Source organism: Mesorhizobium sp. M0991, from assembly GCF_040318915.1.
Classification (GTDB): Bacteria; Pseudomonadota; Alphaproteobacteria; order Rhizobiales; family Rhizobiaceae; genus Mesorhizobium.
The window spans coordinates 66,686-92,116 of record NZ_JAMYNE010000013.1; the positions used below are offsets into that span (position 1 = coordinate 66,686).

A 25,431-nucleotide genomic window follows, 5' to 3' on the forward strand; every position below is an offset into this window, starting at 1 on the left:
TTTGCTGTCGCACACCGCGTATGGCGCCGCGTAATGGCCGCGGATTGGAGGGACGGACCGTGTTGACCCTTGATCTTTACCCCCTGTGCCTCCAACTAATGGCAGAAGGCCGTGGTGCCGAATTCTGTGCTGTAAAACTCCCGTCACAAACGGTGGTAGGCGGAACGATCCCCGGTCGTTAATATGAGATTCGCGGTTGGCCGATTGGCGGCCGCGACATGAAAGGTTGGACAATGGCCAAATTATCCAAGGCTCCCAGCGACGGCGTCTTTGCAGTCCTCCCACTGCGCGACATCGTGGTGTTCCCGCACATGATCGTTCCGCTCTTTGTCGGGCGTGAAAAGTCGATCAAAGCGCTGGAAGAAGTGATGGGTCAGGAAAAGCAGATCCTGCTCGCGACCCAGATGAATGCCGCCGACGACGATCCGGAGCCCGATGCCATCTTTGACATCGGCACGCTCGCCAATGTGCTGCAATTGCTGAAACTGCCGGACGGCACCGTGAAGGTGCTGGTCGAAGGCGCCTCGCGCGCGAAAATCGTCGCGTTCACCGACCGTCCCGACTTCCATGAGGCCCGTGCTGCTGCGCTGGTCGAACCGGATGAGGAAGAGGTCGAGGTCGAGGCGCTGGCGCGTTCCGTGGTCACCGACTTCGAGAACTACGTCAAGCTGAACAAGAAGATCTCGCCCGAAGTGGTAGGTGCCGCCAGCCAGATCGACGACTATTCCAAGCTCGCCGACACGGTCGCTTCGCATCTTGCCATCAAGATCCCCGAGAAGCAGGAGATGCTCGCCACGCTGTCCGTCAAGGAACGGCTGGAGAAGGCGATGGGCTTCATGGAAGCCGAAATCTCGGTGCTCCAGGTGGAGAAGCGCATCCGCTCGCGCGTCAAGCGCCAGATGGAGAAGACGCAGCGTGAATACTACCTCAACGAGCAGATGAAGGCGATCCAGAAGGAGCTCGGCGAGGGCGAGGACGGCCGCGACGAGGCCGCCGAGATCGAGGCGCGCATCAAGAAGACCAAGCTCTCCAAGGAGGCCCGCGAAAAGGCGGAAGCCGAACTGAAGAAGCTGCGGACGATGTCGCCGATGTCGGCTGAATCGACCGTCGTGCGCAACTATCTCGACTGGCTGCTGTCGATCCCGTGGGGCAGGAACTCCAAGGTCAAGCAGGATCTGGCCTTTGCCCAGAACGTGCTCGATACGGATCATTTCGGCCTCGACAAGGTCAAGGACCGCATCGTCGAATACCTCGCCGTGCAAAGCCGCCAGAAGAAGCTGAAGGGGCCGATCCTGTGCCTCGTCGGACCTCCCGGCGTCGGCAAGACGTCGCTCGGCAAGTCGATCGCCAAGGCGACCGGCCGCGAGTTCATCCGCATGGCGCTGGGCGGCGTGCGCGACGAAGCCGAGATCCGTGGTCACCGCCGCACCTATATCGGCTCGATGCCCGGCAAGGTCATCCAGTCGATGAAGAAGGCGAAGAAATCCAACCCGCTCTTCCTGCTCGACGAGATCGACAAGATGGGCCAGGATTTCCGCGGCGATCCGTCATCGGCTTTGCTCGAGGTGCTCGATCCCGAGCAGAACTCGACGTTCATGGACCATTACCTCGAGGTCGAATACGACCTGTCGAGCGTGATGTTCGTGACGACGGCGAACACGCTGAACATCCCTGCGCCCTTGATGGACCGCATGGAGATCATCCGTATCGCCGGCTACACCGAGGACGAGAAGATCGAAATCGCCAAGCGTCACCTGATGCCCAAGGTGATCCGCGACCACGCGTTGCAGCCGAAGGAGTTCTCCGTCGGCGAGGACGCGATCCGCGGCATCATCCAGACCTACACCCGTGAAGCGGGCGTCAGGAGCCTGGAGCGCGAGCTGATGAAGCTCGGGCGCAAGGCGGTGACCGAGATCCTGAAGACGAAGAAGAAGACGATCAACATCACGGCGGACAATCTTGCCGATTACCTTGGTGTTCCGCGCTTCCGCTTCGGCCAGGTCGAGAGCGACGATCAGGTCGGCGTGGTCACCGGGCTCGCCTGGACGGAAGTCGGCGGCGAGCTGTTGACGGTGGAAGGCGTCATGATGCCCGGCAAGGGCCGCATGACCGTGACCGGCAATCTGCGCGACGTGATGAAGGAATCGATCTCTGCGGCGGCCTCTTACGTCCGCTCGCGGGCCATCGATTTCGGCGTCGAGCCGCCGCTGTTCGACAAGCGCGATATCCACGTCCACGTGCCAGAGGGTGCAACCCCGAAGGACGGACCGTCGGCTGGCGTGGCGATGGCGACGGCGATTGTCTCGGTGCTGACCGGTATCCCGGTCAGGGCCGATGTGGCGATGACCGGCGAGATCACGCTGCGCGGCAGGGTGCTGCCGATCGGCGGCCTTAAGGAAAAGCTGCTTGCCGCACTCCGCGGCGGCATCAAGAAGGTGCTGATCCCGGAAGAGAACGCCAAGGATCTGGCGGAGATTCCGGAAAACGTGAAGAGCGGCATGGAAATCATTCCGGTCTCACGCGTTGGCGAAGTGTTGCGCCATGCGCTGGTGCGCATGCCGGAACCCATCCAGTGGGTCGAACCCGTTAATGCGCCGGCCGTGGTCGATGTCGGAGACGAGGCTGGTAAATCGCTAGCGCATTAGCTCTTGCTAAAGTTGCAATGCACAAAGAGAGAGCCGGGCCTTGAGCCCGGCTTTTTCATGTGAAGAACCCCGGATTTCCGGGCTTTTTTCGACTTTCTTGACGCTTTTCGACTTGGTTGCCGGAGCGCTTCTTTCTAAAGTCCGTTTCCTGCCGGATTGAGTCGAGTGTTCCGGTTTTCTCATGGAAGGGAATTTTTATGAACAAGAACGAACTGGTATCCGCTGTCGCCGATGCCGCGAGTATTTCGAAGGGTGACGCGCAGTCGGCGGTTGATGCGGTGTTTTCCGTCATCACCGGCGAACTGAAAAAGGGCGGCGATGTCCGGCTTGTCGGCTTCGGAAATTTCACCGTGTCAAAACGCGCCGCGTCGACCGGCCGCAATCCGCAGACCGGTGCGGAAGTGAAGATCCCGGCGCGCACCGTGCCGAAGTTCTCGGCCGGCAAGGGCCTCAAGGACGCTGTCAACTAAGCGCCTCCTTAAGTCTTTCAGAGAAAAGAAAAGCCGGCATATCCGGTTTTTCTTTTCTGTTGGAAAGGGCGGCGCTATGCCGTCGGCGCGTCAGTGCGCATCAAGCCTTCGTTCTTGAGATCGGCCCACAGCGCCGATGGCAGCTTCGCGTCGAGCAGCGAGCGATTGCTTTCGACTTCGCCCGGCCGCTGGCCGCCGGGGATTACCGAGACGACGGAAGGATGCAGCAGCGGGAACTGCAGCGCCGCCTCGATCAGGCGCACGCCGTGGCGCTTGCAGACGGCCTCGATGCGGGTAACGCGGTCGATGATGTCCTGCGGCGCCTCCGAATAATTGTAGTAGGCGCCGGGCTTCGGCCCGGTTGCCAGGATGCCGGAATTGTACGGCCCGCCGAGAACGATGCCGATGCCGCGTTGCTGGCATAGCGGCAGGAAAGACTGCAGCGCTTCCTGCTCCAGCAGCGTGTAACGCCCGGCAAGCAGGAACAGATCGAAATCGCCGCGCTCGGCCAGCGTCTGGGCAACCGGCCACTCGTTGATGCCGCCGCCGAACGCCTTGATCACGCCCTGGTCGCGCAATGCCAGCAATCCGTAGTAGCCGGAGCTCATGAATTCCTGGATGCGCTGGTCCGAGGCTTCCTTGCTGCCATGGGTGAAGATGTCGACATCGTGCACGAAGAGGATGTCGATGCGGTCGACGCCGAGCCGTTCCAGCGAGGCTTCGAAGGAGCGCATGACGCCGTCATAGCTGTAATCGTAGACCTCGCGGCGCGATGGGGTGTCGAAGAATTTGCCGATGCCGGTGCGCTGTTCCGGCGGGCAGGCGCGCATGATGCGCCCGATTTTGCTGGACAGCACGTAGTCGTCGCGCTTCTTCGAACGCAGGAACGGATTGAGCCGCGTTTCGGCAAGGCCCAGCCCATAAAGCGGCGCGGTGTCGAAGTAGCGGCAGCCGACCCGCCATGCCGTCTCCAGAGTGGCATTGGCATCCTCGTCGGAGACGGCGCGGTAGAGATTGCCGAGCGGCGCGGTGCCGAAGCCGAGCTCGGTGAAGTTGATGCCGCCATTGCCGATGCGGTCGAAATGCCGTGTCTTCATATGCTGCCGTTTCCTCGTTTTTGCGATTTGCCATGACACTATCACGGTTGCGGCGCATCAAAAGCACTGCGTGTCGTTGGACACCGATTTTCGTGGTGATAGCATGAATGAAAACAAGCTGTTCGAGGCAAATGTGAGCGAGATATTCAAGTGGTTCCCCGGCACCGGCAAGCTGGTGCAAATGTCATGACGGACGCCGGCGAAAACCTGTTTGGGATTGCGCTGAGCGAGCTTGGCACCGTGCTGGAGCGTATCGACGAAAGCCGCATCGACGCCGCTTGCGCCATCTTGGCCGGAGCTAGAAAGATCGTCACCTATGGCTGCGGCCGCGAGGCGCTGCAGGTCAAGGGTTTTGCCATGCGGCTCTACCATCTCGGCCTGCCGGTGTCGGTTGTCGGCGACATGACCACGCCGCCGCTGGGCGCGGGCGATGTCTTCCTCGCCAGCTCCGGCCCGGGCGAGACCTCGACCGTGCTGACCTTGATGCGGGTCGCACGCGATGCCGGTGCCGCCGTCCTGCTGCTCACCGCGCAAGCCGACAGCACTGCCGCAAAGCTGGCAGACTTCACACTGCTTATTCCTGCTCAGACCATGGCCGACGACCAGGGCCCGGAAAAGACATCCGTGCTGCCGATGGGCTCGGTTTTCGAAGGCGCGCTGTTCGTCCTCTTCGAAGTGATGGTGCTGAAGCTCAGGGATCTGACCGGCGTCTCGCCGGAAGCGATGCGCGCCCGCCACACCAATATGGAGTAGGTGTCATGCGCTACGAATTGATGCTGCCGCACCAGATCCGCAAGGCGATCGCCGAGAACCGGCCGGTCGTGTTGCCGCTCGGTGTGCTCGAATATCATGGCGAGCACATGGCCGTCGGAATGGACACGCTGGCGGTGGTCAAGAGCCTGGAACTGTTCGAAAAAGAAGCCGAGATCGTCATTCTGCCGCCCTTCTATTACGGCGCGGCGAGCTATGCGGTTGCAGCACCGGAAGGCAGTGGTTCGGTGCAGGTCGGTGGCAATGTGCTGGCGCCATTTGCGGAAGAATTGTTCTACAGCCTGTTGCGCATCGGCTTCCGCAACATCCACGCCATCATTCACCACCAGACCGAAAATTTTGCCGCCGGCATGCCAACCGATCTCGCCTTCAAGGCCGCCGGCCGGCAGGCGATCTTCCGCTTCCTGGAGAAAGAACGCGGCGAAGGCTGGTGGGGCTCTGCGGCGATGGCCGACTATTATGCCGAGCACGCCGAGGGCAGCAATTTCTTCAACTGGGTGCAGGTGCATCCGCTGATGCCGGCTTCAATGCACAGCCAGTACCCGTTCGATCATGCCGGCATCGGCGAGACGTCACTGATGCTGGCGCTGTGTCCGGAAGCGGTGGACGCCGGCCGTTTCGCCGACAACACCGGCTGGTACACGGCAAGCGCCTCCGAAGCCTCGGCGGAATTGGGGCAAAAAGGGGTTGCCATGATTCTCGATCATTTGCGGGCAACACTTTCGGGTTAGCCCGGTTTTCCCTTCTCCCCTTATTGTGGAGAAGGGAAGGCTGGCGCAGTTATTTCACTGCGCCCGCTGTCATGCCCATGATCAGGTAGCGCTCGAGCGCGATGCCGATGACGGCGAGCGGTGTGATGGCGGCGGTGGCAAGCGCTGCCATCGACCACCAGTTGATGCCTTGCGAGCCGGTTTGGCTCGCCACCATGACAGGAATGGTCTTGGCGTCGGTCGAGGTCAGGAGCGCGGCGAAGAAATACTCGTTCCAGCACAGCACCATTGCCAGGATGAAGGCGGCGACCATGCCCGGCAGCGCGATCGGCATGACGATGCGGAAGAACGCGCCCCAGATCGACAGGCCGTCGACAAGGGCTGCTTCCTCAAGCTCGACGGGAATGGAATTGAACTGGTCGCGCATGATCCAGATGACGATCGGCAGCACCATCAGCGTATAGAGCAGGATCAGCCCGACGCGCGTGTCGAGCATGCCGACTTCCCGGTAAAGCACGAGAAAGGGCAGCGCCAACACGACCGGCGGCAGGATCAGCTGCGACAGGAAGAAGAACGAGATGTCCTCGTTCTTGAACCAGGCGAAATGGTAGCGATAGCGGGTAAGTCCGTAGGCGGCGAGGCTGCCGATGATGATGGCGAGGCTCGATGCGCCGACCGAGGTGATCACCGAATTCATGAAGCGCTTGAGGAATTCCTCGCGCACCGTCGAGGTCTGGAAGATCGAGTCCGGTGAAAGGCCGAGCGAGCGCCAGCCTTTCCAATCCGGCTGGAAATCGACGAACGGGATCAAATGACCTTGAGTGACGTCGACCGCGGTCTTGAACGAGGTGGTTATCGTCCAATAGATCGGGAACAGGCAGATGAACGCCCAGAAGGCGAGCGCGCCGTAGATGAAGACGCGACTGGCGACGAAGCTCGCCGGCGAGCGGATCTCCGAGGCGACATATTCGGTGGTCTGGACGCTCATCTTGTTTCAATTCACCCGATCTTGCTTCAATTGACATTGCGCACGAAGCGGTTGGCAAATTTCAACAGCCACGTGACGAACACAACGATGATGACCAGATAGGCCATCGCCAGCATCGTGCCGTAGCCGACATTCGAGCGGTCGCGATACTCGCGATAGATGAAGCTCGACACGGAATCTGTCGCACCGCCCGGACCGCCGGACGTCACCGTGATGATGATGTCGGCAAGCTTCAGCTTGAAGATGATGCGCAGGATCACCGCCGTCACCGACACCGGCAGCATCAGCGGGAAAGTGACCTGCCAGAAGGTCTGCCAGGCGTTGGCGCCGTCGACCCGCGCGGCTTCGAGCACCTCGCGCGACATCGCCTGCAGCCCGGCCAGCAGCATGATCATCATGAACGGAATGAACGTCCAGGCGTCCAGCACCATGATCGCGATGCGCGCGGTGATCGGATCGGAGAAGAAGGCGGGATTTTCCCAGCCAAGATGGCGCGCCAGCGTCGCGGCCGGTCCGAAGCGGTACTCCATCAGCGATTTGCCGATCATCCACGACACCGCGACGGGTGACAGCATCAAGGGCAAGAGGAAGACAACGCGGAAGAATTTTCGCGCCCGGATCTGCGCGTTGAGCAACAACGCCAGGCCAAAGGCAATGATATATTCGACCGACACCGCCAGCACATAGAGCGCCATGTTGAACAGCGCGTTGCGGTAGTAGGGATCGCCCAGCATCTGCCAGAAATTGGCGAGCCCGTTGAACGTGCGGCCGCTGAAGGAACTGAGGTTCCAGTCGGTGAGCGCGATGTAGAAACCGAACAGGGTCGGGAAGATCACCATGGCGATGGTGAACAGCAGCGCCGGCAGCAGGAACAGGGCACGCTGGCCGTCCTCGCCGCGGGTCAGCACCTGGCCGGCGCCAATCGCCAGGCCCCACAGAACATAGGCATAGACGACGGGCCGCCAGGTCTCGAAGCCGATGGTGTCGGCTTCGGTCTTGTACAGGATCTCCAGCGCGATTACCGCCAGCAAGCCAAGCGTCGCAACGGCCATCAGCCCCCAGCCGAGCCGTTTGCGGCGAGGGGAAATCAGATCGGAAGGGACGGCATCCGCCGGCCACGGGTTTACGGTCGAAGTCTGGTCAGCCACAAATTTCGCCCGTTTGAAGGCTCATCGAGGAGCCGGAGCTGTCTGGTGTGGTCCGGCGCCGCCGGACCACGGTTTCACATAGCCTACATGCCGAGCGAGGCCTTGTAGAGCTTGATCTGGTTGTCGCGGCCGATCTGGTCGGTCAGCTTCTCCCAGGCCGCCGCAATGGCATCGGCGCCTTCCTGTGCCTTCATCTTGCCGGCGAAGGTGTTGGCCAAAATATCCTCGGCGGCGCTGTAGTATTGGAAGATGCCGGGGATGCGTGGCTCGATCGCCGCGTTCGGATGGTTGTAGCTGTCGGATTCCGACTTGAGGTACGAGGTGATGAACGCCTCATCGTAGCCGGCCGCCACCCACTCCGGAATATCGAAATGGCTGTTGCGGTAAGGCTGGAAGCCCGACGGATACGCCGCGCACCACAGTGACAGGTCCTTGCCGCCGAGATGGGCGGCGGCGGACCAGGCTGCCTTCTTCTTCTTCTCGTCGCTGTCGACGCGGGCCATGACATAGACGCCCCAGCCGAGATAGGCGCAGTTTGGCGCATAGTTCGGGCCGCTGGCGAGCTTGTCCCACTTGCCGGTCTTGGAATTATAGACATCGTCCGAGCCCGGCAGGATCGAGAAGCCTGTGACGTCGCCGACGACCGAGGAGTCGTTAGTCTTCGCATTCGAGCCAGCGTCTCCCCACCAAGCCAGCATCGAACCAGTGCCGCCCAGGAATTGGGAGAAACAGGTCTGGTTCGGGTCGGCATTGATTTGATCCTGCGGTTCGAAGGGCAGCGCGTCGATCACGTCCTGGATCGCCCGCACCCAAGCCGGGTTGTTGACGCGCGGCTTCATCGTATCGGCGTCGAACAGCCACGCCTTGTCATCAGGGTGCTTAGCATAAGCACTGGCACGGCTGCCGAGGAAGTAGAAGCCGAATCCACCCCATGCCTTGGGCGCGTCGAGGTAGCCGTAGACGTCCTGGCCCTTCATCTGCTTGCCCTTGAGGAACTTGGTCACGGCCTGCACCTGCTGCCAGGTCTTCGGCACGCCCCATTCCGTCAGGCCTGCCTTGTCGCCGCTATCGGCTTTCCAGGCTGCTGCCAGATCAGAGTCGGAGAACACGTCGGTGCGGTAGTTGAAGTTGTGCGCGTCTCCGTCGACGGTCACGCGATACTGCTTGCCGTTCCAGGTGCCGACCGGCGGCTTCAGATAGGCCACCAGATCGTCCATATCGATCTGCTTCCTTACCCAGTCGGGCATCTCGGAAGTGAGGCCCTTGCCGCAGACATCGCCTTCGAAAGGAGCGCCCATCTCGACGATATCAAAGTCGATTGTGTTCGTGGCGATAGCCTGCTGCAGGCGCGGATTGTAGTCCGCCTGTGCAAGGTCGATCCAGTTGATCTTGGCGCCGGTATAGGCCTCCCACGGCTTCAGGAAGCCGCGGAAAAGCACATTGTGCAGGTTCTGGTTGTTGAGGCCCATGAAGGAGAGCTCGACGCCGGCGAATTCGCCTTCCTTAACGTTGGCCTTGGTGGCTTCGAGGCAAAGCTCGCCGACCTTCTGGAAGTCGGCATCGGTCGGCTGACCTTTGCCGACGCCAGGGATCTGCAGGATCTTGGTGCGCAGCTCGCTGGCAGCCGAAGCCGGCCGCGTCAGTGCGCCGAGGCCGGCGCCGGATGCCGCGGCGATCGCGGCCATGCTGGCCGCCCCCTTCAGCACGTCGCGGCGGGTGGCCCCGGCGCGGACAAGTTGGTTATAAAGGCTGATTTTCATCTCGTTCCTCCCAGAAGGTCAATTGTGAATTGGTTCAGATGGTGGAGCGCCGATTATGTTCCCCAACGACAGCGACTCCCGTAAATAGCGGCCCGAATTCTCCCTCCCGCGACGCTTGGCATTCAGTGCCGGACAAGCGTACCGGTGCGCCCGGAACAGGGTCATAAGCCGGGCAGTTGTCACTATTCGCACAACGAAGTGCGGTGTCAACGTGAATGGGTTTTTTATCTATAAGAGACTGACTTGCCCTCGCCGTTTGCGTTGTTTAGCTTCACGGCAAATGAAGGGGGAATGATGGCTCAAGTCGCGATCCGCAATGTGGCCAAGGCGTTCGGAACCGTCAAGGTTCTGCACGATGTCAGCGTCGACATCGCCGACGGGCAGTTCGTGGTGCTGGTCGGGCCTTCCGGCTGCGGCAAGTCCACGCTGCTGAGGATGGTGGCCGGGCTGGAAACGGTCTCCGGCGGCACCATTGCCATCGGCGAGCGCGTCGTCAACCATCTGCCGCCGGCCAAGCGCGACATCGCCATGGTGTTCCAGAACTACGCGCTCTATCCGCACAAGACGGTCGAGCAGAACATGGCCTTTGCTCTCAAGCTGCGCAAAACCGACCCGGCGGTGGTCACTGAGCGCGTCAAGCGCGCGGCCGACATCCTCGACCTCAACCCCTACCTCAAGCGCTATCCGCGCCAGCTTTCCGGCGGCCAGCGCCAGCGCGTCGCCATGGGCCGCGCCATCGTGCGCAACCCGCAGGTGTTCCTGTTCGACGAGCCGCTCTCCAATCTCGATGCCAAGCTGCGTGTCCAGATGCGCACCGAGATCAAGGAACTGCACCAGCGGCTGAAGACCACCACCATCTACGTCACCCACGACCAGATCGAAGCCATGACCATGGCCGACAAGATCGTGGTGATGCGCGACGGTCGCATCGAACAGGTCGGCGCGCCGCTGGAATTGTTCGACCGGCCGGCCAACCTGTTTGTCGCCGGCTTCATCGGCTCGCCCTCGATGAACCTGCTCAAGGGCGTCGTGCGCAAGGGCGACAAGCCCGTCGTCGAGATCGCCGGGACGCCGTTCCCGATTGCGGCGAACAGTGCCGTGGAAGATGGCCGCAATGTCGTCTACGGCGTGCGGCCGGAGCATCTCGAAATCCATCCCGATGGTGTTCCGGCGAAGATTTCGGTGGTCGAGCCGACCGGTTCCGAGACTTTGGTGTTCCTGCGCTTCGGCGAGGGCGAGATGGTGGCGCTGTTCCGTGAACGCCACGACTTCAAGCCGGGCGACACACTGCACCTGAAACCGCGGCTCGACCAGGTGCATCTCTTCGACGCAGAGACCGGCAAGCGTCTCTGATTTCGCCCCAGCAAACTTCGCGAGGAATACCATGCTCAAAGGAATCAATCCCCTGCTCAATGCCGATGTGCTGCAGGCGCTGCGGGCGATGGGCCACGGCGACGATCTGATTATCGCCGACACCAATTTCCCGTCCGATTCGGTGGCGCGCCAGACTGTGCTTGGGCGGCTGCTGCGCATCGATGCATCGGCGGCCGACGTGGTCAAGGCGGTGCTTTCGCTCTATCCGCTGGACACCTTCGTCGACGACGCGGCCGCGCGCATGGAGATCGTCGGCAAGCCGGGCGAAATCCCTGTCGTGCAGCAGGAAGTGCAAAATGAGATCGATGCCGCCGAGGGCAAGGCCTGGCCGATGATCTCGGTCGAGCGCTACGCCTTCTACGAACGCGCCAAGAAGGCCTATTGCGTCATCCAGACCGGCGAGCGCCGCTTCTATGGCTGTTTTGCCTTCCGCAAGGGCGTCGTGCCACCGGATGCGGAGTAGCGGCATGCCGGGAAGACCGATCGTCATGAAGCCTATTGTCATATTGGGCGTCTTCGTCGCCGACACCGCCTACCGCGCCGCCCGCCAGCCGCGCATGGGCGAGACGATCCTGGGCACGTCCTTTACGCTCGGCCCGGGCGGCAAGGGCTCGAACCAGGCAGTGGCGGCCGGCCGGCTCGGCGCCGACGTCACCTTTCTGACCCGCCTCGGCGTCGATCCTTTCGCTGACATGGCGAGGCAGACTTGGGCGCAGGCCGGCGTAAAGAGCGCCGTCATCGACACGCCGGAAAGCTACACCGGTGCCGCCTATATCTTCATCGAGGAGACGAGCGGCAACAACGCCATCATCGTCAGCCCCGGTGCGGCGATGCTGATCTCGCCCGTCGATATCGAGGCAAATGCCGGCCTGATCCGCGCGGCCGGCGTCTTCGTCACCCAACTCGAACAGCCGATCGAGGCGGCGCTGCGGGCGCTGGAGATCGCGCGCGGGGCAGGGGTGACCACCATCCTCAACCCGGCGCCGGCGGCCAAGCTTCCGGACCGTAGCTACACGCTTTGCGACTATGTAACGCCGAACGAGACTGAGGCCGAGGAACTGACCGGCATCAAGGTGTCCTCCATCGACGATGCCCGCCGTGCCGCCGACAGTCTGCTGGAGAAAGGCGTTGGCGCGGTCATCGTGACGCTCGGCGAAAAGGGTGCGCTGCTGCATGCGGCCGATCGTTCCGAGCATGTCGCGGCGGTCGCCGCCGGCCCGGTCATCGAGACCACCGGCGCGGGCGACGCCTTCAATGGCGGCCTGGCTGCGGCGCTGTCGAGGGGGATGGAACCTTTGCGGGCGGTGCGCTTTGCCTGCGCCGTCGCCGGCATCTCGGTGACGCGTCCAGGCACCGCCCCGTCCATGCCGACGCTGCCGGAAGTCGAGGCGCTGCTGGCGAGGGGGTGAGCCCGTCGCTGCGGGATGAGACTGTGGCGGGAGCGAATGGGTTAGACTCGGCGCCTGTCCGAGAGATTATCGTCTTCAGGCTGGACCACAACAGGCTGGCAGGTCGATGGATGACGATCGATGCCATTCGAAGCAATGAACCTGGACTGGGTCACGAAAGAAGATGGTTTTGACAAATCAACGTCGACATTTCTCCGACATCAAGGGGACGTGACCCCAAGGAGAAATGGCGCGAGTGACGGGGCTCGAACCCGCGACCTCCGGCGTGACAGGCCGGCACTCTAACCAACTGAGCTACACCCGCGCATGGACGAGCACGTGTCAGCCGTGTTCGTCGTTGGGGCGGTGGATAAGGGGTAAGCCACCGGGTGTCAAGCGGACCCGAACAGCATAACAGCAAACAGCAGAAGGTTTTTTGACAAGCAGAACTTTGTTGCCGAAACCGGCTCCCGGCCAAGCCGCTGGCCGCTCATTTGGCCTTGCGAAGCCGGTCCTAACTGCTTAAAGGTCCGGCCCGGAGCGGGCGATTAGCTCAGTTGGTAGAGCGCTTCGTTTACACCGAAGATGTCGGCGGTTCGAGCCCGTCATCGCCCACCATTTTCCGCCACGTGTTTCAACCAGGCATGTTCGTGCCACGTCAGGCTCATACGCCTGCACTGCAGGCGACTCGTCCAACTGGCGATTGGTAGACGCAACCATCTGGTATCCTTTATCATTTCGCCAATCTGCATGCACCGGGCTACACTCCATCGCCCCAAAGCTGACCCGCCCGGCGCAATCTCTGATCGCCCGGCCGCATCGAAAAGACGCGGCAGGCTTCTTTCGTTGCCCGGATAAGAGTCAATTCCGGGCGTTGACCCTTCGCGATAATGTCGGCATGGCTTGGAGGTCGGAACGTGAAAGAATTCCCTCGCGAACCCGATAACATCTCAGTAGCACGTCCTCGTCAGACCACTGAACACGGAACCGCGCTGATTGAGGAACTTCGCTACACGATCGCCCTATCGCGCCGGCTGATCGAGGCGTCACATTCACTGCTGAAGAGGTCGCAGAGCCAAGGCAGGCGTGTCGAGGGTGATGGTATCGAGATTGGCTAACACGCACGTGGTTTGTCGACGCTAAGGTCCCCCGTAGTGCACATGGACCCTCGATACTGAGTTGTCCGCAGGCAAGCACCAGCCTCAACACAACCAATGGTTTCGTTGTCGTTACCGTATCTCCGCTCGCAAATGCTTCACGGTTCGGGTGACGCGGATGAGTCTACTAGGACTTTAGTCTGATTCAAACGGTCTTTCTGTTGGGACTTAAGTCTGGTCTGATGCCTCGCTATGCGGCAAACGATTGCCGAAAGTTAAAACTTACAGTAATTTAAGGGAGCACAAAAGAAAGCTAAATCTTACTTGCATATGGGCATGGGCGGAAGCGAAAATATTCCTGGGTGGCTTACGAGTCATCTTCCGAATGATCCTGTGATCGCAGGAGATCTCGCGGATAAGATATCGAAGGAGGCTGAAAAAAACCGGCTTCCAGGCGAACGGGTTGTGACAACCCGTAACGAAGAAGAAATCTTCAAGAAAGAAAAAGTTGAACCTTATCCCGACGCCACGGTTGCGGGAGTCTTTGCCAGCGGTTCATTCCTGCTGTTGGTGTTAGCCATTTATCTGCTTTATGTGCTCTCGATTGTGGCCGGGGGAACGGTTACGGATGTTCCCCTTCCGCTCCCGCTGGACTAGTAGACGCTCCGCTAACACTCGAATTAGCCCGCACCGTGTTGATGCTGCGGACTTTTTTGGTGGTGGAACACGTGGTCCCGACGAAGGTTTCGTTCCCGCGGCAAAGGTGTTCACGCGGGGCAGCTGGCTGCTGCAGAACGGCAGCATCGTAGTTCTATAAGCCTCCCGGTAACCTGAGCGATTGCTTGCCGCAGCTCAGCCTGCAATCGCCGGAGCATGAGCAAGCCGTTTCGCCACATAAACACAACGCTTCGGCACCTGCACCACCTCAAATCCGATCGCCTTGTAGAACCTTACCGCATCATCGTTCTCCGGCATGACTTCGAGGTGGATGCCGGTCGAGCCTCTCGCGGCAAGGCGCTGCTCGAGGAAGGCCATCGCGCGCCTGCCGATGCCTTTCCCGCGCGCTTGCGGCAACAGGTCGATGTGGCCGTGCGACGGGTAGGCCGCCAGTGCAGGCGGGACAGCGAAAGCGGGATGATGGATCCTGTGCCGCGCCCAATCGCTGCCGCGCCAGTGTGAGCTGTCGGATCCCGGGTCGGCGACACGTCGCTGCAGGTCGGGATACCAGTCTGATGCCAGGCTGGCATTGAAAGCGGCTGTTTCGACTGCACCAAGCAGATAGCCGGCCGCACCTGCGGGACTATCGACAATGAAAGCCAGCTCGGGTTCGAGGACCTGATAGGGAATGGTGTAGAGGAGGCCGAGCAGGTCCGGGTCGTCCTCGCGGCCGCTGGCGTCCTTGCCGGCATCGCCGGTCTTGAGACAGATCATCGCAAGCGCTGCATGATCGGCGGCGGTCGCCCGGCGCAGGAAGAAACCGCCGCCGAAATCGAGGATCATGGCGGCAGCAGCCGGAAATCCTTGCCCTCGGGCAAAAGCTGCCCGCCGTCGACGATGATGGTCGTGCCGGTGATGTAGCTGGCGTCATCCGAGGCCAGGAACAGGAAGGCGTTGGCCACGTCGCGCGGGCTGCCGAGGCGGCCGAGCGGGATGGCGTCTTCCATGTTCTTGATGAAGGCCGCACCGCGATGCTGCTCTATGCCTTCGGTGAGGATGTTGCCGGGCTCGACGCCGTTGACTGTAATGCCGTAGCCCGAAAATTCGAGCGCAGCCGAACGGATCAGCCCGTTGATGCCGGCCTTGGTCGCAGAATAATGGCCGTGGCCGGGGCTGGTGACATGCGGGCCGGTGATCGAGGAGGTGAACAGCATGCGGCCAAAGTGCTGCGCCTTCATCGGCACCAGTGCGGCGCGCGCGGCGATGAAGCTGCCGCGCAAGTTCACTGCCATGACCCGGTCCCAGTCGTCGGGACTGGTGTTTTCCAGCAATTGCCAGGGATAGATGCCGGCATTCTGCACCATGATGTCGAGCCGGCCGTGACGGTCGAGGGCCAGCGCCACGGCGGCTTCCGCATCGGCCATCTGCGAAATGTCGGTGCGAATGAAGTGGGCGCCGACCTCATCTGCCGTTGCTTGTCCGGCTTCGGTCTCGGTATCGGCCAGCACCACCTTTGCGTCTTCCTCGGCAAAGCGCTGCGCGATCGCCTTTCCAATGCCGCGGGCGGCGCCGATGACCAGCGCCACCTTGCCAAAAAGTCTCCCGGTTTGCGGTAGGCTGCTCATGCGAGCCTCTGGCGGATTGTTTGCTTGAACGCGTCGAGCAGCACGGCGGCGAGCACCAGCAGGCCGTGGATCACCTGGGTGAAGTTGGCCGGCAGGCCCATCAGATTGATCGCCGTGTTGATGGCGGAGAGCAGCAGCACGCCGGCATAGACGCCGGGTAAGGTGCCGACGCCGCCTTTCAGGCTGACGCCGCCGATGACGACCGCGGCGAAGGCATTGAACAACAGGCCGACGCCGAGATTGGCGGTTGCGCCGGAGGTGCGGATCGCCAGCAGCCAGCCGGCAAGGCCGGCGATGGCGCCGGCGAGAACGAAGGCTATGACAAGGTTGCGGTTGACGCGGATGCCGGCGCGAAAGGTCGCCGTCTCGTTGCCGCCGATCATGACCAGGTGCCTGCCGAAGGGCGTCTTGGCCATGATCAGCGAGAACACCACGAAACACGCAATGGCGATCCAGGCAGTCAGCGGCAGGCCGCCCAGGCGCTGGATGCCGAACCAGCGGATCGCCGGCGCAAGGTCCTGCGCCGAGCGGCCGCCGGAGATGACCAGCACCAGGCCGCGCACCCAGATGTAGGAGGCCAGTGTGATGATGAAGGCGCTCATCTTCACCCTGACCACCAGATAGCCGTTGAAGGCGCCGATGAGGCCGCCGACGGCAAGCGCGATGAGCAGCGAAACCGGAACCATCAGCCATTGCGGCTGCAACTGGATGCCAAGGCCGATGCCCGACGAGCAGAACAGGATGCCGACCGCCATGGCGCTGAGCGCCGCCACCGATTCGACCGACAGGTCCATATGGCCGGCGATGATGACCAGCGCCAAGCCGATCGACATCACGCCGAGCACGCTCGACGCCTCGATGATGTTGGCGAAGATGCCGAGCTGAAAATAGTTCGGGATGAGGATGGAAAAGACCACCAGCACGAAGACCAGCATGAACCAGACGAGATTGTCGAGGATGAACTCGAGGGTTTGGCGCGTGCGGGGGTTCATCTGCGGATCCGGTTGGCGCATGGCCCCGAAAAAACCACTCGGTCTTCGGACTATCAGGCGCGGTTGAAAATTGCTGCAACGTTCCCGTGCGCGTCCGTTTGAACGCGCCGGGGCTGCAGGGCTGGGCTCCGGGCCGGCATGGCCCGGAGCTTCCGGCGAGTTCGCTATTCGACCGGCTTTATGGTTTCGGTCGGCGGCTTCATGTTGCCCCAGAAGGCCGGGTTATCGACATTTTCCTTGGTGATCGCAGCGCCGGGGATCTTGATGTTCGGCCCCCACGCTTCCTTGGTCAGGGTCGATTTCAGGCCAAGCACGTCGTATTCGCCGGGCTTGATCTCCTGCTTGTTGACCACCTTGTCCATGAACATGGCGACCGCCGCGGCCTGGGCGTAGAGCGGCTGCTCGACTTCGACATTGAGCCAGCCCTTGCGGATCAGGTCGAGGCCGACCGGAGCGCCGTTCGAGCTCATCAGCATGACGTCGCCCGGTTTCTTGCCGGCGGCCTCGAGCGAGGCGACGGCGGCGACCGAAAGATGCGCGGCATGGCTGAAGATCAGATCGATGTCGGGGTTGGCGAGCAGCTGGTCGTTCACGATGGTCCCGGCTGCATCCGCTGCCCATTGCATGGCCGGCAGCGAGATGATCTTGACGTCCGGGAACGCCTTCATTTTCTCCTCGAAACCCTTCTGGATGTCGAGCGTATAGGGATCGCCCGGATCGCCGAGCACCTGCAGGATCTTGCCCTTCACCGAGCCGTTCTTCGCGGTCAGGAGTTTTTGCGCCTGATCGGCGGCGACGTAGCCGATCTCGACGGTTCCGGCCACCGAGGTGAAGTCGGACGGGGTCGAGGTGATCTGGCGGTCGAACTCGACGACCGGGATGCCGGCGGCACGGGCCGCCTCGATCGACGGTTTCAGCGCATTGAAATCGACGGCGGCAAGGATGATGGCCGCCGGCTTCAGCGCGATGACGTCGTTCATCTGCGATTGCTGCGCGTCGGTCTTGTTGTCGGCGTTCAGCGTCTTCATCTCGTAGCCGACCTGCTTCAGGAACAATTCCAGCGCGCTCACCGAGCCGGTCTGGAACTCATCGAGCAATGTCGGCACCATGTAGTAGACGGTGCCCTTGGACTGGGCGAATGCCGGCGTGAGCGTGGCAAAGGCCAGTGCCAGGATACCGAAGACGGAAAGAAGTATTTTCTTCATGTCGTTCGCTCCTCTTGCGCCGGACCCCTCATTTGTCCCTCAGCTCGCCGGTCCGGCACCGGCGAGCGTCTCTCCGGTGATCATGTTGATCACCGCGTCGGGACTTGTTTTGTTGCGTGCGACATCGCCAGCCACGACGCCTTGCCGGATCACCACGATCCGGTCGGCGACCTGGAAGGCCTGCTGCATGATATGGGTGATGATGACGACGCCGATGCCCTGGCTCGCCACCTGGCGGATCATGTCGAGGCCGCGCCGCGTTTGCTCGACACCGAGCGCCGCGAACGGCTCGTCGAGAAGCACTAGCTTGCCGCCAAAATGCACGAACCGGTTAAGCTCGATGGCCTGCCGCTGGCCGCCGGAAAGATGCTCGACATTGGTGCGAAGCGAGGGAATGCGGGTGCCGGCGCTGGCCAGCGCCTTTTGCACCACCTGCTCCATGGCGCGCTCGTCGAGCACCGGAATGCCGAGAACCTTCCTGGTGATCTCGCGGCCCATGAAGAAATTGGCGACCACGTCGACATTGGTGCAAAGCGACAGGTCCTGGTAGACCGTCTCGATCCCCGCAGCCTTGGCCTCGGCGGGAGATTTGGCGAGGAATTCCTTGCCCTCGAACAGCATGCGGCCGGAGGTCGGCTCCAGGCCGCCGGCAATGATCTTGACCAGCGTCGATTTGCCGGCGCCGTTGTCACCCAGAAGCGCCACCACTTCGCCCTTGCCGATCGAAAAGCTGATGCCTTTCAGCGCTTCGATGGCGCCGTAATTCTTGGCTACGCTATCGAGCACCAGCAGCGGTTCGCTCATGCTGCGATCCCCTTGTTATGCAGGAGATCTCGCCCGCGTTCGCGTTCGGCGGTGAAGATCTGGCCGAAGCGTGGCGACAGCACTCCTGAGACGGCAAGCGCGGCGGCGCCGCGCAAGACCGCATGCTGGCCGCCGCGCGCGACGCTGACGCGGGGCGTCGTGCGGTCGCTTCGCGCCGAGACCGAATTGGGCAGGTGCGCAGCCGCGCCGGCAAGCCTTTCGAGCAGGTCGGTGGACGCCAGCCCGCCGAGGATGATGGTTTCGGGATCGAACAGGTTTTCGATGATGGTGACGGCGTTGCGGAAGATCGGCGCGATCTCGCTCACCCAGTCGGCGTCGGCGATGTTGCGGCGCCGCAGCGCCTCGAGCGAGAGATACCGTTCGAGGCAGCCGCGATTGCCGCACGGACAGGGCTCGCCGCCCGGCACCGCGGGAATGTGGCCGATTTCACCGGCGTTTCCCCAGGCGCCGCGCAATGCGGCCCCGTCATGCACCATGACGCCGCCGAGCCCAACGCCGAAATAGAGGTAGTAATATTCGGAATATGCCGTGCCGAGGCCGTAGAGGCGCTCGCCGATAGCAGCCGCCGCCATGTCGGTTTCGAAAAAGGCCGGCAGCCCGGTCGAGGCGGCCAGTCGTTCGCGCAGCGCCACATCTTTCCAGCCGGTCATGGTGGTCGGCCCGACAAAGCTCATGGACTCCACGCCGAACGGTCCGGGCAGCGCCATGCCGATGCCAAGAACGCGACCACCGGGCCGCAATGCGGTCAATTCGAGCACCATAGCGCCGATCAGCTCGAAAGCGTGGTCGGGCGTTGCATTTGGGGCTTCGCGGTAGGTGCTCTCGATGACGTCGCCGCTCAGGTTGATCAGGGCGGCATTGATGCCCAGCGGGGTGACATGGATGCCGACCGCATAGCCGCCTTCCGGATTGATGCGCAGCGTTGCCGGCGGCAGGCCGCGGCCCTTGGGCTCTTCGCGCAGCGACAGCACGTAACCGTGTTCTTCCAACTCGCGAACGATGGTCGACACCGTCTGCACCGTGAGCCCGACCCGCCTGGCAATGTCGCCACGGGCGATCGGGCCATGAAGGCGGATCGATTCGAGCACGATGCGCCGGTTATACGGCCGCCCGAACTCCTGATTGGTTCCCCGCAGTGCCATGCCTTGCGCCCTCGAGAGAAGCCAGACTGGCACCGAAGATTTATTCAGTCAAATGGAATTCAAAAATAAATTACAGCCCGCGCACAGCGAACCTGGCGGATGGCCGCTCGACGGCATGATCAATAGCGGATGGCACGTCGCTCCAGCAGAACCACGATAGAGAACATCGCGATCGACAAGGACGACGACAGCACGATCGCCGCATAGAGCCGGTCCGACTGATAGTTGAAGGTCGCCTGGATGATGAGCGCGCCGAGGCCCTTATCCGACCCGATCCACTCGCCGACAATGGCGCCGATCACGGCCGTGGCCGAAGCAATTCTCAGCGAGGAGAACAGCATCGGCAATGCTCTCGGCAGGCGCAGGCTCCAGAAGATCTCCCAGCGCGTAGCCGATAGCACCCGGAACAGTTCGTGCTCGTTGTCGCTGGCCGAGTCCAGCCCGCGGATCATGTTGACCAGCGTCGGGAAGAAGCAGATCACCGCAGCGATCACGATCTTCGGCGTCATGCCGAGCCCGAAGATCAGGATGATGATCGGCGACAGCGCCAGGATGGGAATGGTGTTGAAGAACAGCACGATCGGAAAATAGGCGGCCTGCAGGATGCGGTTGTGCACGAACAGCACCGCCAGCAGCACACCGGCAAGATTGCCGATGACAAATCCCGCCAGCGCCTCGATCAGCGTCGGCCAGAGATTGCTGAGCAGCAAAGCAAGACTCTTCCGGAACACGCCTGATATGGCCGCCGGCGTCGGTACGATATAGGCCGGCACGCCGAGCCATGGCAGCAGGAACTGCCAGGCGAGCAGGATCGAAGCCGCGCCAAAAACGGGCAGGGCGACGGCCAGCGCCGATGGCAAGGGCGCCTGCCTCATGAGGCCTGTTCCAGCGCGCCGCGCAGTTCGGCCATCGCGGCAACGATCGCCGGATCCTCGCGCGAACAGCGGTTGCCCGCCTGCTTGAACGGCAGCATGTCCAGGTCCCTGGCCAGGCGGCCCGGATTGGCGGCGAGAACGATGACCCGTTCTCCGAGATAGGCGGCTTCGGCGATCGAATGAGTAACGAAAAGAATGGTCGTGCCGGTGCGCCGCCACAACGACAAAAGCTCGTCGTTGAGGCGGTCGCGGGTGATCTCGTCCAGCGCGCCGAAAGGCTCGTCCATCAAAAGCAGCCTGGGTTGCCCGAGCAGCGCCCGGGCGATCGCCACGCGCTGGCGCTGGCCGCCGGACAATTGGTGCGGCAGACGCTCACCGAACCCGGCTAGCCCCATCAGATCAAGCAGCTCGTCGGTTCGGTCGTCGATTGTCCGGGTCAGGCGTCCCTGTCCGATATCGAGCGGCAGGCGGACGTTGTCGCGCACGGTGCGCCAGGGCAGCAGGGTCGAGTCCTGGAAGACGAAACCGACGTCGCGCCGCGAACGGACCGCATGCGGTGTGTCGCCAAGCACGCTGATCGAGCCGCCGAGCGGATCGAGCAGGTCCGCGACTACCCGGAGCAGGGTCGACTTGCCGCATCCCGAAGGCCCAAGGATCGACAGGAAGGAGCCGACCTCGACCGACAGGTCGAGACCGGAGAGCACTTTCACCATCGGCTGCCGGCCGCCATAGCCGACATCCAGCCTGCGGGCTTCGATCGCGTTCGCCATCAAGCGGCGGGCGCGTCGAGCTTGGTCGGTCGGCGGCCGACAATTCGAGTATCTTGGTGGTGTAGACATCGGCTGCCGCGGGCCGGCCGTTCGGGTATTGGCCGACCTTGTCCAGCAGTGCCAGCTGCTCCTCGATCGAGGCGGGATCGAAGGTTCCCCATCCGTCCTTGGCGGTTGCACCGTCGAAGGAAAGTTTCAGCACCAGATTGATCGTCTTCTGCTCCCAGCCGAGGTCCATTTCCGGATAGGCCTCGACCATCTTCTTGACTGCTTCCTGCGGATTGGCGTGCACCCAGCCCCAGCCCTTGGCGACGGCGCCGATGAATTTCGCCAGCGTTTCCGCATCCTGTTCGATCGCCGTGTCGGTAGCGAAATAGACGTCGGCATAGGAGTTCAGCCCGAGATCGCGCACCAGAAGATCGATCCTGTCGTCGCCGACGACGCTCAGTGCCTGGGTGTTGGTGATCCATCCGCCAATCGCGTCGACGTCGCCGCGCATCAGCGGTGCCTTGTCGAAGCCGACATTGACGACGGTGACCTCGGACGGATCAATGCCGTTCTTGGCCAGGATCTCATCGATGACGAAGCGCGCCGTCGGCTGGATGCCGATCTTCTTTCCCTTGAGATCGGCCACGCCGCGGATCGGCTTGGCAGGCTTCGAGGTGAAGGCATAGGGACCGGTGCGGAAACCGCAGGCGATGATCTTCACCGGCACGCCGCTGGCACGCGCCGCGTAGAGCTGCGGTGTTTCGGAAAACTGGCCGAGTTGTGCGGCGCCCGAAATCACCGGCGGCACCGTCGCCGCATTGGGGCCGCCGGGGCTGAATTCCACCTCGAGGCCCACGTCCTTGAAATAGCCGTTGGCGACGGCGGCGATGTCGCCGATCTGTCCGTTGGACATCAACCAATCATACTGGATGACGACCTTTCCGGCAGCCCTGGCGCCGGGCGTCAGCACGAGCTGCATTCCGGCCGAAGCTGCCGCGACGGCGGCGAAGCCGGCTTTCACGAAGCTGCGGCGGTTCATGTCGTAGTCTCTGTTCCCACTCATTTTTCGCTCCTGTTGCAAGACGTTCTCGTCTCTTCATTGCGCGCCGTTCCCGTGGCGCGGCGTCGTCTACGGCTGTTCGTCGTGGTAGTCGCCGGGGCCGCCGTCGAGCCAGGCGTATAGTTCCCAAAGCGTGTCGTCGGGATCGGTGAAATAGGCGCAGCGCGCATTCCAGACATAATCCTCCGGCGGGCCGTAGAAGGGCACGCCCTTGGCTGCCAGTTCGCCATGGAGCCGGTCGATCTCGCCGGGCGCGTCTAGCCTGACCGCCACGCAGACCTTGTGCGCCTGGCGCGGCGACCTCAATTTCGAGACGCCGGTGTGCCGGTTGATGTGGTCGATCTCCCACGCCGCCAGTGTGACGCCCTCGCCATGGAAGTCGGCAAAGCCCTCGGCGCGACGCCGCAGGCGAAAGCCGAGTTTCTCGACGTAAAATTCAACCGTCCGCTCGATGTTTTCGACGAGCAGGCAGACGTCTGAAATCGCATATGCGCCTCCGACCGGCATGGCTATCTCCCTGTGCTGTGCGCGGCGCGCGATGCCGGCAGCTTGACGCCGACGCGGTCGGCGGCGCCGATGATGTGGGCGCGCATCGCCGCCTCGGCGGCCGTGGGATCGCCCGCGACCAGCGCCTCGTAGATGCGCACATGCTCCCCGACATTGACTTCGACCAGGTCGTGCAGCGGATTGGTGAGACGCGCGTAGTGGATCGAGCGGCGGATCTGCTCGCAAACGAAAGAGATAAAGGTGTGGATGTAATTGTTGCCGGTTGCCCGCGCGATTTCGCGATGGAACAAAAGATCGGCGTCGATGCTACCCTCTTGCCAGCGCTCCTCGCCGCTCATCCGGTCGAGCGCCGCCTTGATCGCATCGAGGTGCTCCTGCCCACGCCGCTCGGCGGCGAGCGCGGCTGACTCGGCTTCCAGTATGCAACGCAGCTCAAACAGCCGCTCCATATTCCCGGTCGCTTTCAGCGCCTCGCCATCGATGCGGATCGACGCGCGCTGCTCCGGCGCCAGCACGAAGGCGCCGACGCCTTGCCGGGCTTCGATCATGCCATCGGCCCTGAGTTGAGCGATCGCCTCGCGCACCACGTTGCGGCTGACGCCGAATTTTTCCGAGAGCTGCTGCTCGGTTGGCAGCCGCGTGCCCGGATTGAGCTCGCCGGATTCGATCTCGCGGCTGAGGAATGCGGCGACGCGATGCGGCAGCGCCTCCACCGTGCCGATAGCGGCCAGTCTTTGCTTCATGGAAAGGTCTCCGTCGGTGGCAGCAGGCAGCCGGGATTCATCGATCCCTGAGGGTCGATCGTCGTTTTGAGGGCCGTGATGAGCCGGCGATGGGCAGGCGCCAGGCCGGCCCAGAAAGTGCGATGGCGGGTGCGGCCGATACCGTGCTCGGCACTGATCGAGCCGCCAAGCGCGCCGACGATCTGGTAGAGTCCGGCGGTGATCTCCGCGCCTTGGGCACGAGCTTCACCCTCGGCGAGCCCAGGTGGTGGCAGGACGTTGAAATGGATGTTGCCGTCGCCGGCATGGCCATAGGCCTGCGGCAGCCAACCGGGATGTTCCAGCGCCACGAATTGGCGGGCCTGATCGATGAGGGCAGGGATGTCCGATATCCTGACCGCAAGGTCGGTGCGCACATGGTAGCCGCGCTTTGCCTGGCCCTCGACCAAGCCCTCCCGGATGGCCCAGAACGCCCTGGCCTGCGCGATGCTTTCAGCAAGCACGGCCTCAGCAACCAGACCGCTCTCAATGGCGCCGGCCACGAAATCGACCAGCATGGAGCGCAGATCGACCGCAGCACTTGCGGAGAGTTCCATCACCACGTGGACGGGAGCTTCGACCGGCGAAACGACGTCTGCGTCGATCAAGCGCGCGAGGTCGATGCACTCCGAACCAATGATCTCGAAGGCAGAAATCAGATCGGATGAGGCCCGGCGAGCCTGCCTGAACAGGGTGATGGCCGCTTCGAACGAGGCGAGACCGAGATAGGCGGTCTCGACCCGGCTCGGTTTCGGAAACAGCTTGAGCTCGACGCCGGTGATGATGCCGAGCGTTCCTTCGCTGCCGATGAAGAGCTGCTTCAGGTCGTAGCCGCGATTGTCCTTGCGCAGGCCGGAAAAGCCGCTCCACAACTCGCCATCGGGCAGGACGACTTCGAGGCCGAGGATGAGATCGCGCGCCATGCCATAGCGCAGCACGTTGGTGCCGCCGGCATTGCTGGCCGCATTGCCGCCAATCTGGCAGCTTCCCTGTGCGCCGAGCGCCAGCGGAAACAGGCAATCCTGTGCCTCTGCCGCGTCCTTGATGCGCTGCAGGATGCAGCCGGCGTCGGCCTGCAGGATGAAATTGTCAGCGTCGACGAGACGGATGCCGTTCAACCGCTCCAGACTGACGACCACCGCGCCACGGCTGTAGATGTCGATCGCGCCCGCCACCAGCCCTGTGTTCCCGCCCTGCGGGATGATTCCGAGCCCAAGCGTACCGCAGAGCCGCACCACGGCCTGGACTTCGCTGACGGAAGCAGGCTTCAGCACCGCAAGGGCTCCGCCGCGATGATCCCCGGACCAGTCCAAGAGGTATTTCGCCATGCCGGCAGCGTCGGCAGCCACGCCGCTTTGTCCGACGGCGCCCTCCAGGGCATTCAGAATTTCAGGCGGGATACCATGAACGGTCATTACAAGCCTGTTGGGCCAAGGCATAGGCTTATACATATCATCCTACAACTATGCCGGAGTCAACGCTGTGGGCACAAGCCTCAAGGGCTGGAGCCGAATGTTTGCTGGGGAGAATGGAGCGAAGGGCGATCGCCCGAGGATACTTATGCGAGGCGCCTTGG

23 protein-coding genes, 2 tRNA genes and 1 pseudogene are annotated in these 25,431 nt (G+C 62.4%); 9 read left to right on the forward strand and 17 right to left on the reverse strand.

The genetic code is table 11. The features are described 5' to 3' along the window. Positions 1-233: 233 nt before the first annotated feature. Positions 234-2,645, forward strand: a complete 2,412-nt coding sequence (lon, locus tag NKH70_RS19700) for an endopeptidase La (protein ID WP_352491903.1) — start codon at positions 234-236, stop codon at positions 2,643-2,645. Between the two features lie 197 nt (positions 2,646-2,842). Then, on the forward strand, positions 2,843-3,115 hold the full coding sequence (locus tag NKH70_RS19705) for an HU family DNA-binding protein (protein WP_006201846.1): 273 nt from the start codon (positions 2,843-2,845) through the stop codon (positions 3,113-3,115). Positions 3,116-3,189: 74 nt separating this feature from the next. Here NKH70_RS19705 and NKH70_RS19710 read toward each other — a convergent pair whose 3' ends face one another. Next, positions 3,190-4,212 carry an aldo/keto reductase gene (locus tag NKH70_RS19710; RefSeq protein ID WP_352714765.1) on the reverse strand — a complete coding sequence of 341 codons (1,023 nt, stop codon included), beginning with the start codon at positions 4,210-4,212 and terminating at the stop codon, positions 3,190-3,192. 186 nt (positions 4,213-4,398) lie between these two features. Between NKH70_RS19710 and hxlB the strand changes: the two genes are divergently transcribed. Then, entirely contained in the window at positions 4,399-4,965 is a 567-nt protein-coding gene (gene hxlB, locus NKH70_RS19715) for a 6-phospho-3-hexuloisomerase (protein ID WP_352977416.1), read from the forward strand. Between the two features lie 5 nt (positions 4,966-4,970). Then, positions 4,971-5,714 (forward strand): creatininase family protein, encoded by a 744-nt coding sequence (locus NKH70_RS19720; protein WP_352977417.1) that lies wholly within the window; start codon positions 4,971-4,973, stop codon positions 5,712-5,714. A gap of 49 nt (positions 5,715-5,763) precedes the next feature. On the opposite strand, the gene NKH70_RS19725 is transcribed toward NKH70_RS19720, so the two are convergent. From NKH70_RS19725 to NKH70_RS19735, 3 genes are all read right to left on the reverse strand, one after another. Continuing rightward, entirely contained in the window at positions 5,764-6,681 is a 918-nt protein-coding gene (locus NKH70_RS19725; protein ID WP_352977418.1) for a carbohydrate ABC transporter permease, read from the reverse strand. Positions 6,682-6,707: 26 nt separating this feature from the next. Further along, complete coding sequence (locus NKH70_RS19730; protein ID WP_352977419.1) at positions 6,708-7,829, reverse strand: carbohydrate ABC transporter permease; 1,122 nt, start codon at positions 7,827-7,829, stop codon at positions 6,708-6,710. Between the two features lie 83 nt (positions 7,830-7,912). Beyond that, positions 7,913-9,589, reverse strand: coding sequence for an ABC transporter substrate-binding protein (locus tag NKH70_RS19735; RefSeq protein ID WP_352491909.1), 1,677 nt, complete (start codon positions 9,587-9,589; stop codon positions 7,913-7,915). Between the two features lie 294 nt (positions 9,590-9,883). Between NKH70_RS19735 and NKH70_RS19740 the strand changes: the two genes are divergently transcribed. Genes NKH70_RS19740 through rbsK form a run of 3 tightly spaced genes read left to right on the forward strand, consistent with a single transcriptional unit; the run spans position 9,884 to position 12,372 of the window. After that, a complete protein-coding gene (locus NKH70_RS19740) occupies positions 9,884-10,942 on the forward strand; it encodes an ABC transporter ATP-binding protein (RefSeq protein ID WP_352977440.1) in 1,059 nt (352 codons plus the stop codon). Positions 10,943-10,973: 31 nt separating this feature from the next. After that, positions 10,974-11,426: an RbsD/FucU family protein gene (locus NKH70_RS19745; RefSeq protein ID WP_352977421.1), complete on the forward strand. Its 453-nt coding sequence runs from the start codon at positions 10,974-10,976 to the stop codon at positions 11,424-11,426. A 4-nt stretch (positions 11,427-11,430) separates the two neighbouring features. Next, positions 11,431-12,372: a ribokinase gene (rbsK, locus tag NKH70_RS19750; RefSeq protein ID WP_352977422.1), complete on the forward strand. Its 942-nt coding sequence runs from the start codon at positions 11,431-11,433 to the stop codon at positions 12,370-12,372. Positions 12,373-12,599: 227 nt separating this feature from the next. On the opposite strand, the gene NKH70_RS19755 is transcribed toward rbsK, so the two are convergent. Then, positions 12,600-12,676 (reverse strand) — tRNA-Asp (locus NKH70_RS19755). A gap of 217 nt (positions 12,677-12,893) precedes the next feature. Between NKH70_RS19755 and NKH70_RS19760 the strand changes: the two genes are divergently transcribed. Then, positions 12,894-12,969, forward strand: a tRNA-Val gene (locus NKH70_RS19760). An 815-nt stretch (positions 12,970-13,784) separates the two neighbouring features. Next, positions 13,785-14,105, forward strand: coding sequence for a hypothetical protein (locus NKH70_RS19765; protein WP_353025865.1), 321 nt, complete (start codon positions 13,785-13,787; stop codon positions 14,103-14,105). Between the two features lie 195 nt (positions 14,106-14,300). Here the strand turns inward: NKH70_RS19765 and NKH70_RS19770 are convergent, their stop codons facing one another. From NKH70_RS19770 to NKH70_RS19825, 12 genes and pseudogenes are all read right to left on the reverse strand, one after another. Next, positions 14,301-14,948 (reverse strand): GNAT family N-acetyltransferase, encoded by a 648-nt coding sequence (locus NKH70_RS19770; protein WP_352714750.1) that lies wholly within the window; start codon positions 14,946-14,948, stop codon positions 14,301-14,303. Continuing rightward, complete coding sequence (locus NKH70_RS19775) at positions 14,945-15,730, reverse strand: SDR family oxidoreductase (RefSeq protein ID WP_352714748.1); 786 nt, start codon at positions 15,728-15,730, stop codon at positions 14,945-14,947. The genes NKH70_RS19770 and NKH70_RS19775 overlap by 4 nt, the downstream gene beginning before the upstream one ends. Then, positions 15,727-16,722 carry an ABC transporter permease gene (locus tag NKH70_RS19780; protein ID WP_031193507.1) on the reverse strand — a complete coding sequence of 332 codons (996 nt, stop codon included), beginning with the start codon at positions 16,720-16,722 and terminating at the stop codon, positions 15,727-15,729. The genes NKH70_RS19775 and NKH70_RS19780 overlap by 4 nt, the downstream gene beginning before the upstream one ends. 164 nt (positions 16,723-16,886) lie before the next feature. Beyond that, a complete protein-coding gene (locus tag NKH70_RS19785) occupies positions 16,887-17,927 on the reverse strand; it encodes a sugar ABC transporter substrate-binding protein (protein WP_292663104.1) in 1,041 nt (346 codons plus the stop codon). A gap of 39 nt (positions 17,928-17,966) precedes the next feature. Then, entirely contained in the window at positions 17,967-18,731 is a 765-nt protein-coding gene (locus tag NKH70_RS19790; protein WP_352714746.1) for an ATP-binding cassette domain-containing protein, read from the reverse strand. After that, positions 18,728-19,894 carry an ROK family transcriptional regulator gene (locus NKH70_RS19795; RefSeq protein WP_352465582.1) on the reverse strand — a complete coding sequence of 389 codons (1,167 nt, stop codon included), beginning with the start codon at positions 19,892-19,894 and terminating at the stop codon, positions 18,728-18,730. Before NKH70_RS19795 ends, NKH70_RS19790 begins: the two co-directional genes overlap by 4 nt. Positions 19,895-20,013: 119 nt before the next feature. Then, positions 20,014-20,769 carry an ABC transporter permease gene (locus NKH70_RS19800; protein ID WP_352714744.1) on the reverse strand — a complete coding sequence of 252 codons (756 nt, stop codon included), beginning with the start codon at positions 20,767-20,769 and terminating at the stop codon, positions 20,014-20,016. Continuing rightward, positions 20,766-21,539 carry an ABC transporter ATP-binding protein gene (locus tag NKH70_RS19805; RefSeq protein WP_352714742.1) on the reverse strand — a complete coding sequence of 258 codons (774 nt, stop codon included), beginning with the start codon at positions 21,537-21,539 and terminating at the stop codon, positions 20,766-20,768. The genes NKH70_RS19800 and NKH70_RS19805 overlap by 4 nt, the downstream gene beginning before the upstream one ends. Then, positions 21,539-22,566 (reverse strand): annotated as a pseudogene (locus NKH70_RS19810) (ABC transporter substrate-binding protein). Before NKH70_RS19810 ends, NKH70_RS19805 begins: the two are co-directional and overlap by 1 nt. 90 nt (positions 22,567-22,656) lie before the next feature. Beyond that, complete coding sequence (locus NKH70_RS19815) at positions 22,657-23,094, reverse strand: VOC family protein (protein ID WP_023717347.1); 438 nt, start codon at positions 23,092-23,094, stop codon at positions 22,657-22,659. A gap of 2 nt (positions 23,095-23,096) precedes the next feature. After that, on the reverse strand, positions 23,097-23,837 hold the full coding sequence (locus NKH70_RS19820) for a FadR/GntR family transcriptional regulator (RefSeq protein WP_352714741.1): 741 nt from the start codon (positions 23,835-23,837) through the stop codon (positions 23,097-23,099). Continuing rightward, a complete protein-coding gene (locus NKH70_RS19825; protein WP_352714740.1) occupies positions 23,834-25,270 on the reverse strand; it encodes an FAD-binding oxidoreductase in 1,437 nt (478 codons plus the stop codon). The genes NKH70_RS19820 and NKH70_RS19825 overlap by 4 nt, the downstream gene beginning before the upstream one ends. Between the last annotated feature and the right edge of the window lie 161 nt (positions 25,271-25,431).